The organism is Gillisia marina (assembly GCF_000258765.1).
Classification (GTDB): Bacteria; Bacteroidota; Bacteroidia; order Flavobacteriales; family Flavobacteriaceae; genus Gillisia; species Gillisia marina.
This window is the reverse complement of record NZ_AJLT01000003.1, coordinates 141,450-157,423: the sequence shown is the minus strand read 5'-3', so window position 1 is coordinate 157,423 and position 15,974 is coordinate 141,450. Positions and strand designations below refer to the sequence as shown.

The window sequence follows — 15,974 nt, the reverse complement described above, 5'->3', positions numbered from 1 at the left end:
TTTTTAGCTTAATAAGGAGGTTTCGACTACGCTCAACCTGACATTCCTACTAAACAGTAAAATTCAGACGAGAACATAAACTAACCTCTAATATATTAAATAAAAAAAGCTGTTTGAAAGTTCATATTAATTAACTTTCAAACAGCTTTTAAATAACTTTACAATCCGCCTAGAAAGGCAAATCATCGTAATCTTCATCCTTAAGATCTTGAGCAGGCTCAAATTGATCGGCAGGTGGAGGAGTTTGCCCCGGTGCTGCATTACCGGCTTGCAAGTTCTCTATTCTCCAACCTTGGATAGAATTAAAATATTTGGTTTCTCCTTGTGGGTTCACCCATTCACGACCTCTTAAATTGATTCCTATTTTTACTGGTTGTCCAACTTGGTAGTTATTTAAAAGATCTGTTTTATCTTGTATAAATTCTACCATAATATGCTGTGGATATTGCTCTTCAGTTGTTACAACAACTTCTCTTTTTCTAAATCCGTTACTTCCAAATGTTTGGGTTTCACCAATCATTTTTATTTTTCCTTCTACTTCCATGTTAATTTGATTTTGCTAATAATATTTTCCAGGCTTTCGCCGGATCTTCTTTCTCTAAATATTCTTGTGCTTGGGTATGGATTTTTTTAATATCTCCAGATTTCACCAAGCTTGAGGCATTGCTGTCCTCGCTTATAAATTCATTTATTTCTTCTGCGGAAGGTAAAACTTCTACATTCCCAAGTCTACCAAGGTCATTCCCAGTTAAGACCTTGCTATTTCTAATTTCCTGCGGAATTTGATCTACACCAATCCCTAAAGTTGATAAAGGTTTAGGCACTTCAAAAAGCCCCTTATTTGCTCTCGTGTACCAATTGCCTCCCATTCTCGCTACCTGATCTATTTTATATTGATCTATAAAACCTTCGGCATCCAAGATGGCTTCATCAAAATGCATTTTCACCACTTCACAAATCACCAAATTTCCCGCTCCGCCTTCTTCACCCAGCTCTTTCACCTCTAAGATCTTGCATTCAAATTGTGCAGGAGATTCCGCTACTCGAAAAGGCTTCACTTTATCTGAAGCCAACATCGTAAAACCAGCTTTTTCAAACTCATTCACCCCTTCCGGATATTCTGTGCTAGAAAGTGACATTTGCTGTACGATCTTAAAATCGACGATATTAATCACCGCTTCCTTTGTTGCCTTAGCATTCAAATATGTATGCTTAACAGTATTATCCCGACCTCTTCTTGCAGGAGAAAAAATCAAGATAGGCGGGTTTGCGCTAAACACGTTAAAAAAACTAAATGGCGACAAGTTTGGTCTGTCGTTTTCATCTAAAGTACTAGCAAATGCAATGGGTCTTGGCCCTATTGCTCCCAGTAAATATTGATGTCTTTTTCCAGTACTAATTTCCTTTGGATCTATAGATAGCATTCAGCAATTTTTCACAAAGGTAACGAATAGCCTTAGTAATGAAAAACCGTATTTCAACAATAATATTAACAGAAAACGGTTATATTTAAATCCTGCTAAATAAGGCTACATGAATTTTACAAACGAACGAAACTTTGCACGTTGGTTCATTATTATCTCTTCCCTGCTCATTGTAGCGCTTATATTATGGAACACCTCTATCTTTTTTGAGCGCTTAAAACAGGATGAGCGTGATAAAATGGAATTATGGGCTGCCGCGCAGGCATTTCTAGATAAAGCCACAGGAGATACCGATATCGACCTCACGCTAAGAATTCTTAACACCAACACAACTATTCCCACCATTTGGATAAATGAAAAAGGGGAAATTGTAGACGGACTAAATATTCCAATAGAAACACGGGGAGATCAGGAAAAATTAGAAGAATATTTCAATAAATTAAAGTCGGAAAATGAGCCTATAGAAATGGTCTTGGGAAAAAATCAAGTTCATAAGATCTACTATGGAGATTCGCCATTGCTCACAAAAATCAAATACTATCCAATAGGTTTGCTGCTAATTATTTTTCTATTTATTGGAGTGGTTTATTTCTTTTATACCACCACGAAGTCTAGTGAGCAAAATAAATTATGGGCAGGAATGGCAAAAGAAACTGCTCATCAAATAGGAACCCCATTATCGTCTTTAATTGGTTGGACAGAAATTCTGAAAGAGGAAAATGTTAATAAGTCTTATATTTCTGAAATTGAAAAAGATATAGAAAGGTTGAGAACTATTACCGATAGATTCTCGAAAATAGGTTCTACTCCAATTCTTTCTGAAACAGACATCATTATTGCTACTAAGGAGAGTTATAACTATCTTTTTACAAGAAGTTCGCGCCTTATCGACTTTAAGCTTTCAACACCTAAAGAGCCCATTTATGTTAATTTAAATGAGTCATTATTTAGTTGGACCATCGAAAATTTGGTAAGAAACGCTATTGATGCGATGAAAGGGAAAGGGAATCTTCTAATAGAAATTAAGCAAGACTTGCACTGGGTATACATTTATATAAAGGATAGTGGAAAAGGAATTCCAAAAAGCAAGTATCATACTATTTTCAATCCGGGTTTTACCACAAAAAAAAGGGGTTGGGGACTTGGACTCTCACTTTCAAAAAGAATTGTTGAAGAGTATCACAATGGAAAAATTAAGGTTTATGAAAGTGAGCTGAATAAGGGAACAACATTTCAAATAGCCTTAAAAAAGATTTAATATTTCTTCATTATTTCCCGAAGATCACCTGGGATTGTATAGGTTTCATTTGTATTGAAATCGTAAAATACAGCAACATCACGACCTTCAGCACATACTTCCATATTTTCATTTAAAATAACATGATCCAGACCAAAACTGCTATTTTTGATAAATGCCAGTTTGGTTTTTACAATGGCGGTTCCCGGGTAATATAAAGATTTTTTAAAATCGCAATGTGTAGAAACTACCATTGGTCCTTTATTGATTTCTTCAAAAATTTTAGTTAGCCCTGTGGCTTCCCAAAAAAGCGCTCTTCCCGTTTGCATAAATCTTATAAAACTAAGATTATTTACATGTTTATACATGTCCAGATCACTCCAATCTATTCTTAGATCAATGCTGAGTTTATAATCTTTATAATCCATTATAAATTCTCCTTGATCTCTTCTGCCAATCTCGAAAATTGATCATGCGAAAAATTCAACTTATTACTAAAGTCCATATCCTTCATTTTGTTTAGAGGAATTAAATGTACGTGCACATGAGGCACTTCCAATCCAATGACAGCCATTCCTACTCGTTTACAAGGAACAGCTTCTTCCAAAGCCATCGCGACTTTTCTCGAGAAATTCATCAATTCCAAATAGGTTTCTTCATCTAGATCAAAAAGTTTATTCACCTCTTCTTTTGGAATACATAGCGTATGTCCTTTAGCATTTGGGTTTATATCCAAAAAGGCAAGAAATTTATCGGTTTCGGCAATCTTATAAGATGGAAGTTCTCCACTGATGATTTTAGAAAAAATTGTAGACATATCTATTGTATTAATTATAATTAAAAAACCTTTTCATGGCATCTTTTTCAAGGCGCAGAAAAGGTTAAAATGGTCTTTATTAAAATTTAAAGTTATTCTCTCCAGATCTCAAGCACTTCAAATTCCATGGTGCCATTAGGAACACTAATTTCAGCTGTATCTCCCACCTGTTTACCCAATAATCCTTTTCCAATAGGTGATTCTACTGAAATCTTTCCAGTTTTAATATCGGCTTCACTTTGAGCTACCAACTTATAAGTCATTTCCATTCCGTTGGTCTTATTTTTGATTTTCACCAAGGAATGAACTAGAGCTTTCGAAGTATCCAACTGAGATTCATCTATAATACGAGCGTTAGAAACTACTTCTTCCATTTTGGAAATCCTCATTTCTAACAAACCTTGTGCTTCCTTTGCAGCATCATATTCAGCATTTTCACTTAAATCCCCCTTGTCGCGGGCTTCAGCGATAGCCTGAGATGCTTTAGGACGCTCTACATCTCTTAATTGATTAAGTTCATCTTTCAGCTTTTTTAATCCTTCAGCTGTATAATAAGATACTTTACTCATAATTTTCTCGTTTATCAATAATAGTTACAGGAATTAACCTCACACTCCTCCTTACCTATAACTGTATTGTGATTTTATAAATTCCAAACCCCAAAAGTAACAGGGTTTGGAGAACCTAATTTAGGTCTATTTTATATGCGTTTAAATTTCAAAATCTTGCTAATAAATACAAAAAATCCCACATAAGACGGGATTTATATACACAAATATAATAAATTTAAATTTTGAAAGCAATATATTTCTCAAGCCCAAAATTCACATAAAATGATATCTAAAGCAATTAGTTTTTTAATGCTACTTATAGTTTTAACCGCCTGTAGTTCTAATGATAATGATAGAATAGATAACCCCAATTTAATAAATGTAAGTTTTAGGCTGAATATTAATTTGAACCTACCAGAGTACAATAGCTTAAATTTTCCAGGAAACAGTTACTCTACTTATAATACCGGAATTAACGGCGTAGTTATTTATAATATCAACAATACCCAGTTCACCGCCTTTGAATTAAGTGATCCAAACCATCCGTTAAATGAATGTTCCAGCTTGCGAGTAGAAGGTGTTATTGCAAAATGTGATTGCAATGATGGTAACAGTTACAATATTCTAACGGGGGAGCTTACTAACGGTAGTGGTCAATACACAATGAAACCCTATAGGATTACTAAAAATGGAAATATGTTAGAAGTGTTTAATTAATACTAACTCAATAAAAATATAAGTCGCCACTCTCATTGTAAGAATGGCGACTTTTTTTTGTGCTTCAATCTTGAAAATTGAACCCTAACGCACAAAATTATTTTTTCAAACCCTCAATGAGGTTCTAAAACTTCAAAGTTGCTCCCGCCAAGAAATTGATTCCTGACTGCGGATAATAACCAGCCCCTTCCACAGTAGTGATTACTCCCGGATTAGAAAAATCGTCATTATAGGTAAAGAAATATCCATTTGAGACATAGTTCACATCGAAAAAATTGTTTACCAAAGCGTTAAAAACAATAGATTTAAAAACCGGAATATTGTTTAGCTCATACACCACATTTAAATCATTTATAAAGAAACTATCAAGTATTGAAGCTTCACTATCGATATTCCCCATATATTGTTCTCCTACAAATTTAGATAACAAGCCTATCTGTAAATTCTCTTTAGGCGAATAGACCAGCATGTTTGATGCTACTATTTCCGGGGAATATGAAATATTTGTATTGCCAAGATTTACCAAAGAGCCGTCTATAGAAGCTACAAAATCTTTGTTTTTATTGGTACTCAATGCAAGATTAGGCATCAACCTCCATTTATTGGATAACTGCCATTCGGCATCTATTTCTAATCCCAATCTATAACTGTTTCCGCTTGTAGTTCTTAGTGGCGCTCCTACGTCGTTCAAGGCACCAGAAAGTACCAGCTGATCTTTATAATCCATAAAGTAAAGATTCGAATTCAATTTAAAATTGGATTTACTATACCTCCAACCTAATTCGAAATCATTCAATTTTTCGGCAGTGCTTATTCCTTCTTCAAAATCGTTTCTGGTAGGTTCTCTATTTGCTCTACCGTAGTAGCCATAAAACTGGTTGCTTGCATTCAATTGGTAGGTAATCCCAGCTTTTGGATTGAAGAATTCAAAACTTTTATCCACATCTATACCAACAAGATCTGAAGTGATTCCACCGGTTTTATAATCTAAAAATCTTCCTTGAAGATCTACAAAAAATTGCCATTTATTATTGAACTTATACGTGGCTTTAGAGAATACGGTAAATTCATTTTTAGTAGCATCACTAAAATAATAGCGGTCACGAATTTCCGAATCACTGGCAAATCTAGCCCAAATCACCTCTCCAAAATGATCACCTTTGTACAGACTATAAAATGTCCCAGAGGTTACCTCTAAATTTGCATTTTTATAGGTAGCATTCGCGTTTACAACATAGTAATCGTTATCCAACCACCTTCTTCTAATAAGATCTGTAGAATTAATAGTTTCTTCGCCAATTTCTATTGGCGCAAAATTATAATCCTCAAAGTCCTCATCCTCCTTATATTGCTCAAAATATCCTCTTCCATAGGTATAATTTAAACCAAGGTTTGTAGACCAATTATTGTTAAACCGCTGATTCCAGTGTAGCTGATAATGATCTTGCTTATAATTATCTACTTCGTTATCATAAAATTGAGTATTGCCATCTACATCTGTATACATTCCTGCAGGATTAAATGTTCTGTCGGTTTCTAAAGTTTCCTTATCTATCCCAAACCAGGATTGATATGTAACCTCATGCCCCCCAAAAGTGATGGCTTTTATCAAAGTGTTTTCATCCACATAAGAAGCTTGCAAGAAATATGATTTAAGATCGGAAAAAGCGCGATCTATATACCCGTCTGAAACTATTGTAGACAATCTTCCTGAGATCTCTATATGATCCTGAAGTAAACCGGTACTTAATTTCACATTATGTTTTCTAGTCCCAAAAGATCCAATAGAGTTCGAAATCTCTCCGTAAGCTTCTTCAGAAACAGCATCCGAAAGCAAATTTAAACTCGCCCCAAAAGCTCCTGAGCCATTCGTAGAAGTTCCAACTCCTCTTTGCAATTGCAAATTTTCAACTGAAGAGGCAAAATCCGGTAAATTCACCCAGAAAGAACCCTGACTTTCAGAATCGTTAAATGGAATTCCGTTAAGAGTTACATTCACGCGTGAGGCATCACTTCCCCTAACTCTAATATAAGTGTAGCCTACACCGGCTCCCGCATCGGAAGTGGTTACTACAGATGGCAAGTAATTTAAAAGAAAAGGGATATCCTGTCCTAGATTGCGTTTTTCAAGATCTTCCTTAGAAAGATCGGAGTGGGTTACCGGAGAATCTGCCTCCACCCGGATAGCTTGCACTAAGACTTCGTCCAATTTTTCGACAGGTTTTCTTAGCGTGTCGCTTTCTTGTTGCGAATAACCCAAAATGGTTATTAAAAGAAATGTAGGTAATAGAAGTAAACGTTTCATTCGTTACGTTAATGTTGTTACGAATAAAAGGGGCGATTATTCTTTAATTATTGATTAGTTATAAAATACTGCATAAAAAAACCCTTAATAAATCTATCTTAAAGATCTATAAAGGGGGTCTATACACGTTTGATGCTCTTTCGAGTATCGGTATCCCTTGGCAGCATTACCTGCCCAGGTTCGTTGGGTATAATCTCAGCTATTTTTCAGAAATAAATCTTAAAACAGCACCCCTTTGAGATGTGCTGCAAATGTAATAAGGTTTTTTTGAATTCCTACACCAATAGTAAAATTTAAAAGAATTGGCGTAATTTTGGTGATAATTCGCTAATGAAAAACACGAAGCGCTCCATAACTTTTAAGGTAATTATTGGGTATCTAATGGTAGCTGCAGTTGCTGCCATGGCAGTATGGTTTACTTATGCGCAGGTAGTTAAATTTTCTTCTATAAACCAGTCCAACGATTTAAACAATCAGCAATTAGTATTGGTGAGCGAGATTGCTACCGCTTTATACGAAACAGAAAGTACGGGCCGACAATTTATTCAAACTGGGGACACTACAGATCTTAATAGGTATAGCGAGCAGATAGATGGTGTCCAGGAAAGTATTAATGTTCTTAAAATGACCTATGCCGATTCGCTAATGAAAATTGAATTGGATAGTATTTCTACCTTATTATCTCGAAAAAGCGAAAACCTAGAAGAATTATTAAAACTTCGATCCAGAGATAGAAATACCAGCTTTTATGCGGAAGTAATTCAGGAATTGGAAAAAGTAGACGAATCCTTTAAGGATAATAATTACGATAAGCGCTTCGCAAATTTAGAACCCCATCAACGAAGGGTATTAATTAGATTACTTGAATTCTCCAAAGATGAAAATCAAGAACAGCTTTCCAGTATAAGTGCCGATTCTTTAGTGACTTCAGTAAAAAAAAGTATTGAATGAATTAGAGCGGCAAAATCAACGATTTCGATCTATAATCAATAAAAAAGAAAATGAATTACTGGATAACGATATTATCCTGAATGATCAATTAAGAAATTTATTGGCATCTGTAGAGCAAGAAGAAAGAGTCACGACACTTAATAGAGCAAAAAGATCTCAAGATATGCTGAATGAAGTTTCGCAGATTCTTCTTTTTGTTGGGGGAACGAGTGTGCTTATCGTGCTATTTTTTCTGTTTCTTATTATTCGAGATGTTTCCAGGAGCCAGCAATATAGAATTCAATTGGAGGAAGCTAAATCTTTTACAGAGTCTCTAATGCGTCGTCGAGAGCGATTCATGGCAACGATCACCCACGATTTAAGATCTCCTCTCAATACGGTGCTAGGTTATACAGAATTAATTGGCAAGACTTCCTTAAGCACAAAACAAGAACACTATTTGGGGCACCTTAAAAAAAAGTTCAGATTATATACTTCATTTAGTAAATGATCTTTTAGATCTCTCGAAATTAGATGCGGGTAAAATGCAAATAGAAAAGCTCCCTTTTAATGCAAAAAATTTACTGGAAGAAACGTTCTATAATATTATTCCCGAAGACGATCCTAAGAATTTGAAATTGATCGTCGATGCGGATGAAAGTGCAAATACAAATGTCTTAAGTGATCCATTTAGGATTAAACAAATACTCTCTAACCTAATTAATAATTCCTATAAATTTACCGAAGAAGGGAGCTTAACAGTAGCTGTTAGTCTTCAAAAACAAATTGAAGACAGCTACATTCTAACCTATAAAATAAAAGATACTGGCCTGGGAATTTCGAAAGATAAGCAGGAAGAGATCTTTGAAGAGTTTTCCCAGGAACATCGTCAAATTGAAAAAAAATATGGAGGAACAGGTCTTGGTTTAGCCATTTCTAAGCGCATTACAAATTTACTAAACGGGGAACTCTCCTTAAAAAGTGAGCCTGGACAAGGAAGCGAATTTATTGTTAGAATTCCGGTTATAAAACTAAAAGATGCCACAGAGGTTATTCCCGAGGCACAAATTAACAACACACATTTAAACGGAAAAAATATTCTTGCAGTAGATGATGAATCCTCTCAACTGGCACTTTCTAGAGAACTCATAAAATCTATTGGGATGAATTGTGACATCGCTCAGAATGGAAAAGAGGCTCTGGAAAAATTAGAAAAGAACAAATACGATCTTGTCCTTACAGATATTCAAATGCCAACGATGGATGGTTTTGAGTTACTTAATAAAATTCAATCTAAAAATAACCTTAAACACATCCCTGTAATTGCAGCTTCCGGTAGAACAACCCTTAGCAACAACGATTATTTAGCTGCCGGATTCTCTGGGAATTTATTAAAGCCCTATAAGCCACAGGAATTATTACAAAAAATTGGAGATGTTCTTCATCTGGAATTAGAGACTAACTCGGGTATAAAAATCCAAACCGAGGATAGTTCAGATGAATTTTCTTTAAAGGAAATTTTATTATTTGCTGGCGAGGATAAAGCTGCACTTAACACTATTTTGAAAGTTTTTGTAGATGCCAGTAGAAAAAACCTATTAGAAATAAAGAAAGCGACCGAGAAGAAAAACACTAGTAAAATTGCTACGATTGCACACAAAATGCTGCCAATGTATAAGCAATTAAATACTAGAAATATCGTATTTCAGCTAGAACAGTTAGAAAAGGAAGTTCCTAGCTATTTTGAAGAACAAAAAATCCAAAGTTTGATATCCGAAATTGAAACTCTTTTAGCGAAGTTAGAGAGAGAAATTATAGTTTAATATTATACTGCTTCAGCTTATTGTAAAGTGTCTTTCTGTCTATATTAAGAAGCCTTGCAGCTTTACTTTTATTGCCCTGTGCTTTTTCCAAAGCATCTAGGATTAAAGCTTCTTCGTTTTTATTTTTAAACAAACCATACGATTCCTCGCTACTTTTAGCCACAGAGATCTCATGCGGTAAAACTTTAAGAGGGATTATGTTGTTTTGAGCAAGTAACACCGCTCTTTTCACCATATTTTTAAGTTCTCTTAAATTTCCCGGCCAGCTATAATTTTTAAAAGCTTCGGTAGCTTCGTCACTAAATCCAACAACCTCTTTTTCCAGATCTTCATTTGCCTGGTCTAAAAAATAATCGGCAAAAAGCATTAAATCTTCCCTTCGTTCTCGCAATGCGGGAACTTTAATAGAAAATTCATTTAACCTGTGATAAAGATCTTCTCTAAAATTACCCTCTTTTACCGCTTTTGTCAAGTCTTCATTGGTGGCCGTTACCACTCGAATATCTACTTTAATTTCATGGTTGCTCCCTACAGGTTTAATTTTACGTTCCTGTAATGCTCTTAACAATTGTACTTGCAAACCATAACTTAGATTACCTATTTCATCCAAAAACAAAGTTCCTCCGTTAGCAGCTTCAAAATGCCCTGTTTTATCCTGTATGGCACCCGTAAAAGATCCTTTTACATGCCCAAAAAACTCACTCGATGCAATTTCTTTAGGAATTGCTCCACAATCTACAGCTATAAAAGGTGCACCTTTTCTCTTGCTTTTATCATGGATGCTTTTTGCAACTTGTTCTTTTCCAGTACCACTCTCGCCCATAATTAAGACCGACATGTTGGTTGGTGCTACCAGCTCTATATAATCGTTTAATTTAATTGCGGCATCACTTACTCCTTTCACAAATTCTGAAATAGACTCGGATACTTTTATCTTTTGCTTTTTCTTCGGAAGAATTTCATCCTGAGCGATCTTATTTCCATTTAAATTTTTCTGATCTAAAGCATTTTCGATGGTCTGAAGAATTGCCTCCGGTCTAAAAGGTTTTGAAACATAATCGAAAGCTCCATTTTTCATGCTTTTACCGCCATATTAATTTCAGCATAGTTGGTCATTACGATAACCTGCGCTGTAGGATAATTAGATTTAACTTCTAGAAGCACTTCTAAACCATCACTATCAGGCAATCTAACATCTGTTAAGATTACTTCAAATGGACTTGCCTTCATTTTTTTGAAGGCTTCTGCAGCAGAAAAGGAAGTGTCCACCTTATAATCCCTTTTTTCAAAAAAGGTCTTTAACATTGTTGCAAATGCCACATCGTCTTCTACTATAAGCATGGATACCATAATTCGGCTTTGGATTTAATATCTCGCAAATTTACGAATTATGCTTCTTTTAACGTGGTACTTATTAAAACAAAAAAAAAGAGCCGACCGCAATGTCAGCTCTTCTTGTTTAGAAAGATTGGTTGGTTAGTTAGACTCCTCTTTCTTATCTTCTTTCTTAATCCAGTTGCCTTCAGCATCTAAATAGACCTTTTTCATTTGTCCATTTATATCCAATTTAACTTTATAAATCACTTCCTCATCATCTTGCTTCACAAAAGCATACGACGTAATAGCTCCCGGAAATTCAGTTAAAATTGCTGCATTTACAGCTTCAGGTAGCGCCGAAACTTCTATTTTTTGAAATTCATCTCCTGCAACTACTACTTCTTTTTCTACTTCTACCTCAGCCTGCACTTCACCTTCTACTTGCGCCTGTGCAGCTGTAAAAAACAATCCTATTGCTGCCAATGTTAATCCTAACTTTTTCATAATAATCTACATTTAAAGTTAATATTAAGTTTTACTGATTAACCTTAACGAATAATTATACCATTTAAGTAAAAATTAACGCAACAGGCTTTAAATCTTGCTCTTAGGATTGGTGTTCAATTTTAGATTTTCAAAAAAGTGTAGAAAATTATTTCATTATTGGGGATATTTTCCCCAAGCCTAGTGGGAAATATTTAAAGTTCTGGCTTGCGGCGATTACTTTTTTTCTCTGAATGCATTTTCTTTTCGCGAAGTCGTTTAAACTTTGAAGCTCTACTAGGCTTTGTCTTTTTTCTCTTTTTAGGCTTAATGAGTCCTTTCAAAATAAGTTCCTTGAATCGCTCAAGAACTAGTTCCTTATTTTTATGCTGACTTCGAGTTTCACTACACTCCAGAATCAATTCATTATTAAGTGTCAGCCTACTTAGCAATTTTTTACTCAGTAAATGCTTTTCTTCTTCGGAAAGCCCGGAAGATTGCTCAACATTAAAAGTGAGAATTACTTTAGAGGCAGTTTTATTTACATGCTGTCCACCGGCGCCAGAACTGCGGACAGCTTTAAACGAAACCTCGTTAAATAATTGAGTTAGATTAGGCATGATTTATTTAGCCTGATGACTCGGTTTTAGAAGATCGGCAACTGTTTTTACCGGATTAAATGTTGCAACAGGAACTTCCACAAAAATAGTATTCCATTTGGCCATTGCACCATTCCACAAACCTGGAAGTTCCAAAGCTTTAAGCTCTTTCCCATCTTTAGTTTTAGATGAAATAAAACTCATTTCAGGATCTACAAATTCATTAAGATCAAATTTTTCACCTTTATAATCTTTAAGTCCACATACTAAATCCACGGGGTTAAAATGAGTAGCATTTTGCGCGATCTCCTTTTGCTGAGGATTCGTTGTATCTATTTGTGCACTCTCGATGATTTGTAGAGAAGCCTCCCCGTTTTCAAATTCGACTAAAAATGGGCCACCTCCTGGTTCTCCTTCATTTTTAACCATTCCGCAAACACGTAAGGGTCTATTTAATAAATGCTTTAATTTTTGAATTTTTTCAGCTTCAGAAAATGATTCAAATTCTCTTGAAAAATTTAAGGATAGTTGGTCCTTAGAGAATTGGATAATTTGCTGAAGGCTGATCTCAGAAAAATCTTTGCCATCCAAGATTTCCAAATAATAGAAACACTCTTGCTGTACCTTCATTAAATTACCGGCGAGCATTTTTTTTATAAAAGGCAACTTCCTTTCTATTTTTAGCTGTAACAAGATTATCTATATTCTTTATAAAAACAAGATCGGCATCCAAGTTATTAAGGTTTTCAATAAGTGCTCCGTGTCCTCCCGGTCTAAAAAATAGATCGTCGCCCGGAGATCTAAAAACTTCGTTGGAAGTATCTACAGCAATGGTATCTGTTTTAGAATCCTGAAAAGAAAAACCTATTTGAAAGCTCATTCCTGTTTGTGCTTCTACACGAGTTCTTATCGCATCGTATTCCTTTTTAAATTTATCTAAATGCTCTTTAGAGATAGTAAAATGAATATTGACTCTATCGTTTTTATCTGCATATGTCCCAGCCTCATAAAGATGCTCTTCAAAAGCAGTAGCGGTATATTCTTTATATGTATGAAAAGGCACCAATCCCTTTGGGAAATTCCCAAGTTCTAATCCCGGCGCAAACAACATAGCTTTCACTAAATAGTATTTTTGTGTATCTGGTGAACTGCTTTTAAAATCGGGATAATTTTTCTCTGCTGAAGAAAGAGCTTCTTCATAGAAAGGCAACTTATTGAGTTCGGTTAAAAATTGCTGAAGTTTCTTGTTTTCACTTCTTCTGAAATATTCCTCTATAGTATCTTCTTCGGGCTGGAAATTTTCAATAAAGACATAGATCTCTTTAAACATTCTTGTCGCTGCCCCAGATGCCGGAATAAAATTGACGAGCTTAACATTGTGCTTTAAGTCTTCGAATATGCAAATGAATTTTTCAGCCTGTTTGCTGTCCACTTGGCTAATTCCATTTTCCACAGTAGCTGCAGCTAAAATCTTAACAGCTTTATTGCCTCGCTTAAAGATGGCAATTTGATCTTCTACCTGTTTTAAACTGAGTCCCTTTTCTTGTATCTGGGTGATATCTTTCTGACTAAATTTCAATTTTTTGACTTTAATAATTCATTAATTGCTGAAACCGCAGTTTCAAATCGTTCGTTTTCATCTCCTTTTAACTCAATAAAAGGTTTCTCATAAAACTGCAGCGCATTTTTGAATTTCGTGAACATTTCCACCCTATCTTCGGGCTTATCTCTAAGGTCGTCTGCAACCCAAGGGACATCAATATTAGTTAAAAAGTAAAGGTCGTACCAATTGTTTAACGCATGTTTAAGAATGGCCGGCTCACAAAACTCATTATAATAGGCTTTCGAATAAACGCTTAATTCCAATAAGTCTGTATCACAAATCAAAATTTTATTAGCTGTTTTCGTTTTTTGGTTTTCTCTTTCAATTTGTCCTTCGGCAATTGTAATGAGATCTTCCGGCTTACACACTTCTTTTTTGGAATCCCATTTTTTTTGAAGATACTCCCTCATATACTCCTCCACCCATTCAGTTTCAAAATGAGCCGCAAGTTTTTTAGCCATAGTAGTCTTTCCGGTAGATTCCGGTCCAAACAACACTACTTTAATACGGGTTGAAGATTTTTGTTTAAGCTTTTCTTCCATGCGAAATAACCGAAAATGGCTATGATTGTAAATAATAAATACTGAAAGCTTGTTAGGGTTAAGCCTTTATAAAAATATAGCGGTACAGATATGATATCGCCGATGATCCAAAAGATCCAATTCTCAATTTTCTTTCTTGCCATTAACCACATTCCAACAAAAAATATCGCGGTGGTAATGGTGTCTATATATGCGGTCCAATTATTCCATTTCTCAAAATATTCATAAACTCCAAAAACAAATAATAAAGTGGCAACAAATATAAAAATTGCCCAAATATGCTCCTTTTTAGTCATTTTTGTTACCGGAGTAAAATGAGTTGCATCCACTTTTCTAGTCCAAATATACCAGCCATATATGCTCATAGAAAAATAATAGGCATTTATCATCATATCCCCTAACAGCTCCCATTGCCACAAGAGATACACAAAAATCAAAGTACTTATGATTCCTGTTGGATACACCAAAATATTTTCCTGCTTAGAATACCAAACAGATAGAAATCCAAAAATTACGGCAATAACTTCCAGATATATAAATAGGCTTGGGTACCCATAGTATTGCCCGAAGAAGAAATCAAAAATCGGCTGCATACTCGCTACGGTCAGATTTTACAATTTTAATATAGAGCAGTCCTTGCTCTACAGATTCTAAAGCAGTCTTCATTTCTTTATTCAAAACTTCCATCACCTTATCATACTCCCCATATACCTGAGTACTTAACGGATTTTCCAATACATTAAGCCCTGAGGCCCTCAATTTCTTTATAAAATCTATAATTGCAGGTTCATAATTATCTTGCAAAGGTGTAAGTGTAAGTTCTACGGAAATGTTCATGAATTCATTTTTATAACTATCAAATTTAGAGATAAATTGAAGATTATTTGGGAAGTACTTGAATTATAAAAGAAATCAATATTGAAAAGTCCCTTTTTCGAATGCTGTTCCTATTACAGCCATATCTGCCCCGGCCTTATAAATTGCATCAAGTTGAGTTGAATTTTTAATTCCTCCACCAACGATTAAAGGAATTGAAAGTGCCTTATTAACTTCACTTATAATTTCCAACGAAACATGATTAATCGCACCACTTCCTGTTTCCAGATAAATTAATTGTTTGCCAGAGAATTGCCCTGCCAAAGCTGTATTTACAATAGCTTCTATATTATTTTGCGGCATCGGTTTCGTGTTGCTTATTCTTTGCACTGCACTTTCGTTACCTCCATCTATTAGAATATAACCCGTAGGGATAATTTCCAGATTGGAATTTTTAAGTCTGGAAACAGATTTCACTTGCTGTTCTATTAAATACTCCGGGTTTCTTCCGGACAGCAAACTCAAAAAGAGTAAACCATCAGCTTTTTCGGTTATTTGAGTATAGTCTCCCGGAAAAATAATTATAGGTAATTCAGAATTGCGCTTTATGGCAGCTACTGTTCTCTCTGTCTTAGTAGCCTCAACAGTACTTCCTCCCACAAAAAGGTAGGTTACATCTTCGGAAAGATTCTTTAAAAACTCTTCAGCTTTAGATTCATCAAATTTATCGGGATCTATAAGAACTGTAAGCTGCTTCTGACCGAGATCTTTTAAAAGCGATAGATTTTCATAAATAGTTGCTGTGAGCAT

At 35.0% G+C, this 15,974-nt stretch carries 19 protein-coding genes and 1 pseudogene; 5 read left to right on the top strand and 15 right to left on the bottom strand.

All coding sequences use genetic code 11. The features are described from left to right. Positions 1–169: 169 nt before the first annotated feature. Both ON07_RS01510 and ON07_RS01505 read right to left on the bottom strand, forming a co-directional pair. The gene (locus tag ON07_RS01510) at positions 170–544 is read right to left on the bottom strand and encodes a DUF3127 domain-containing protein (protein WP_010227608.1); all 375 of its coding nucleotides are present in this window, start codon (positions 542–544) and stop codon (positions 170–172) included. Position 545: 1 nt separating this feature from the next. Beyond that, entirely contained in the window at positions 546–1,424 is an 879-nt protein-coding gene (locus ON07_RS01505; protein WP_010227606.1) for a flavin reductase family protein, read from the bottom strand. 109 nt (positions 1,425–1,533) lie between these two features. Here ON07_RS01505 and ON07_RS01500 point away from each other — a divergent pair, with 109 nt between their 5' ends. Then, positions 1,534–2,682, top strand: coding sequence for a sensor histidine kinase (locus ON07_RS01500; RefSeq protein WP_010227605.1), 1,149 nt, complete (start codon positions 1,534–1,536; stop codon positions 2,680–2,682). Here ON07_RS01500 and ON07_RS01495 read toward each other — a convergent pair. The 3 genes from ON07_RS01495 to greA form a co-directional block, all read right to left on the bottom strand. Continuing rightward, positions 2,679–3,089, bottom strand: a complete 411-nt coding sequence (locus ON07_RS01495; protein WP_010227604.1) for an acyl-CoA thioesterase — start codon at positions 3,087–3,089, stop codon at positions 2,679–2,681. The genes ON07_RS01500 and ON07_RS01495 overlap by 4 nt on opposite strands. Next, the gene (locus tag ON07_RS01490; protein ID WP_010227602.1) at positions 3,089–3,478 is read right to left on the bottom strand and encodes an HIT family protein; all 390 of its coding nucleotides are present in this window, start codon (positions 3,476–3,478) and stop codon (positions 3,089–3,091) included. Before ON07_RS01490 ends, ON07_RS01495 begins: the two co-directional genes overlap by 1 nt. 92 nt (positions 3,479–3,570) lie before the next feature. Next, positions 3,571–4,047, bottom strand: a complete 477-nt coding sequence (greA, locus tag ON07_RS01485; RefSeq protein ID WP_010227600.1) for a transcription elongation factor GreA — start codon at positions 4,045–4,047, stop codon at positions 3,571–3,573. Positions 4,048–4,311: 264 nt separating this feature from the next. Here greA and ON07_RS01480 point away from each other — a divergent pair, with 264 nt between their 5' ends. Next, positions 4,312–4,746 (top strand): hypothetical protein, encoded by a 435-nt coding sequence (locus ON07_RS01480; RefSeq protein WP_010227598.1) that lies wholly within the window; start codon positions 4,312–4,314, stop codon positions 4,744–4,746. Between the two features lie 124 nt (positions 4,747–4,870). Here ON07_RS01480 and ON07_RS01475 read toward each other — a convergent pair whose 3' ends face one another. Next, positions 4,871–7,051, bottom strand: coding sequence for a TonB-dependent receptor (locus ON07_RS01475; RefSeq protein WP_010227596.1), 2,181 nt, complete (start codon positions 7,049–7,051; stop codon positions 4,871–4,873). A gap of 330 nt (positions 7,052–7,381) precedes the next feature. Between ON07_RS01475 and ON07_RS16820 the strand changes: the two genes are divergently transcribed. Genes ON07_RS16820 through ON07_RS16810 form a run of 3 tightly spaced genes read left to right on the top strand, consistent with a single transcriptional unit; the run spans position 7,382 to position 9,804 of the window. Continuing rightward, positions 7,382–8,002, top strand: a complete 621-nt coding sequence (locus ON07_RS16820; protein WP_237708817.1) for a CHASE3 domain-containing protein — start codon at positions 7,382–7,384, stop codon at positions 8,000–8,002. Continuing rightward, a complete protein-coding gene (locus tag ON07_RS16815) occupies positions 7,995–8,492 on the top strand; it encodes a histidine kinase dimerization/phospho-acceptor domain-containing protein (protein ID WP_237708816.1) in 498 nt (165 codons plus the stop codon). The genes ON07_RS16820 and ON07_RS16815 overlap by 8 nt, the downstream gene beginning before the upstream one ends. Positions 8,493–8,526: 34 nt before the next feature. Then, the gene (locus ON07_RS16810; RefSeq protein ID WP_237708815.1) at positions 8,527–9,804 is read left to right on the top strand and encodes an ATP-binding protein; all 1,278 of its coding nucleotides are present in this window, start codon (positions 8,527–8,529) and stop codon (positions 9,802–9,804) included. Here ON07_RS16810 and ON07_RS14130 read toward each other — a convergent pair. The 9 genes and pseudogenes from ON07_RS14130 to ON07_RS01430 all read right to left on the bottom strand — a co-directional run bounded on the left by ON07_RS14130 (position 9,794) and on the right by ON07_RS01430 (position 15,974). After that, positions 9,794–11,154 (bottom strand): annotated as a pseudogene (locus ON07_RS14130) (sigma-54-dependent transcriptional regulator). The gene ON07_RS16810 and the pseudogene ON07_RS14130 sit on opposite strands and share 11 nt — an antisense overlap. Positions 11,155–11,280: 126 nt before the next feature. Next, positions 11,281–11,625, bottom strand: a complete 345-nt coding sequence (locus ON07_RS01460; protein ID WP_010227594.1) for a hypothetical protein — start codon at positions 11,623–11,625, stop codon at positions 11,281–11,283. Between the two features lie 194 nt (positions 11,626–11,819). Then, positions 11,820–12,224 carry an alternative ribosome rescue aminoacyl-tRNA hydrolase ArfB gene (gene arfB / locus ON07_RS01455; RefSeq protein WP_010227592.1) on the bottom strand — a complete coding sequence of 135 codons (405 nt, stop codon included), beginning with the start codon at positions 12,222–12,224 and terminating at the stop codon, positions 11,820–11,822. Positions 12,225–12,227: 3 nt separating this feature from the next. After that, positions 12,228–12,851, bottom strand: coding sequence for a DUF4301 family protein (locus tag ON07_RS17570; RefSeq protein WP_316928056.1), 624 nt, complete (start codon positions 12,849–12,851; stop codon positions 12,228–12,230). After that, positions 12,838–13,782 carry a DUF4301 family protein gene (locus ON07_RS17565; protein WP_316928055.1) on the bottom strand — a complete coding sequence of 315 codons (945 nt, stop codon included), beginning with the start codon at positions 13,780–13,782 and terminating at the stop codon, positions 12,838–12,840. The genes ON07_RS17570 and ON07_RS17565 overlap by 14 nt, the downstream gene beginning before the upstream one ends. Beyond that, positions 13,779–14,348: an AAA family ATPase gene (locus ON07_RS01445; RefSeq protein ID WP_010227590.1), complete on the bottom strand. Its 570-nt coding sequence runs from the start codon at positions 14,346–14,348 to the stop codon at positions 13,779–13,781. Before ON07_RS01445 ends, ON07_RS17565 begins: the two co-directional genes overlap by 4 nt. After that, positions 14,303–14,941 carry a nicotinamide riboside transporter PnuC gene (pnuC, locus tag ON07_RS01440; protein ID WP_010227588.1) on the bottom strand — a complete coding sequence of 213 codons (639 nt, stop codon included), beginning with the start codon at positions 14,939–14,941 and terminating at the stop codon, positions 14,303–14,305. Before pnuC ends, ON07_RS01445 begins: the two co-directional genes overlap by 46 nt. Next, positions 14,925–15,185 (bottom strand): thiamine-binding protein, encoded by a 261-nt coding sequence (locus ON07_RS01435; RefSeq protein ID WP_010227587.1) that lies wholly within the window; start codon positions 15,183–15,185, stop codon positions 14,925–14,927. Before ON07_RS01435 ends, pnuC begins: the two co-directional genes overlap by 17 nt. Positions 15,186–15,260: 75 nt before the next feature. After that, on the bottom strand, positions 15,261–15,974 hold the full coding sequence (locus ON07_RS01430; RefSeq protein ID WP_010227586.1) for a geranylgeranylglyceryl/heptaprenylglyceryl phosphate synthase: 714 nt from the start codon (positions 15,972–15,974) through the stop codon (positions 15,261–15,263).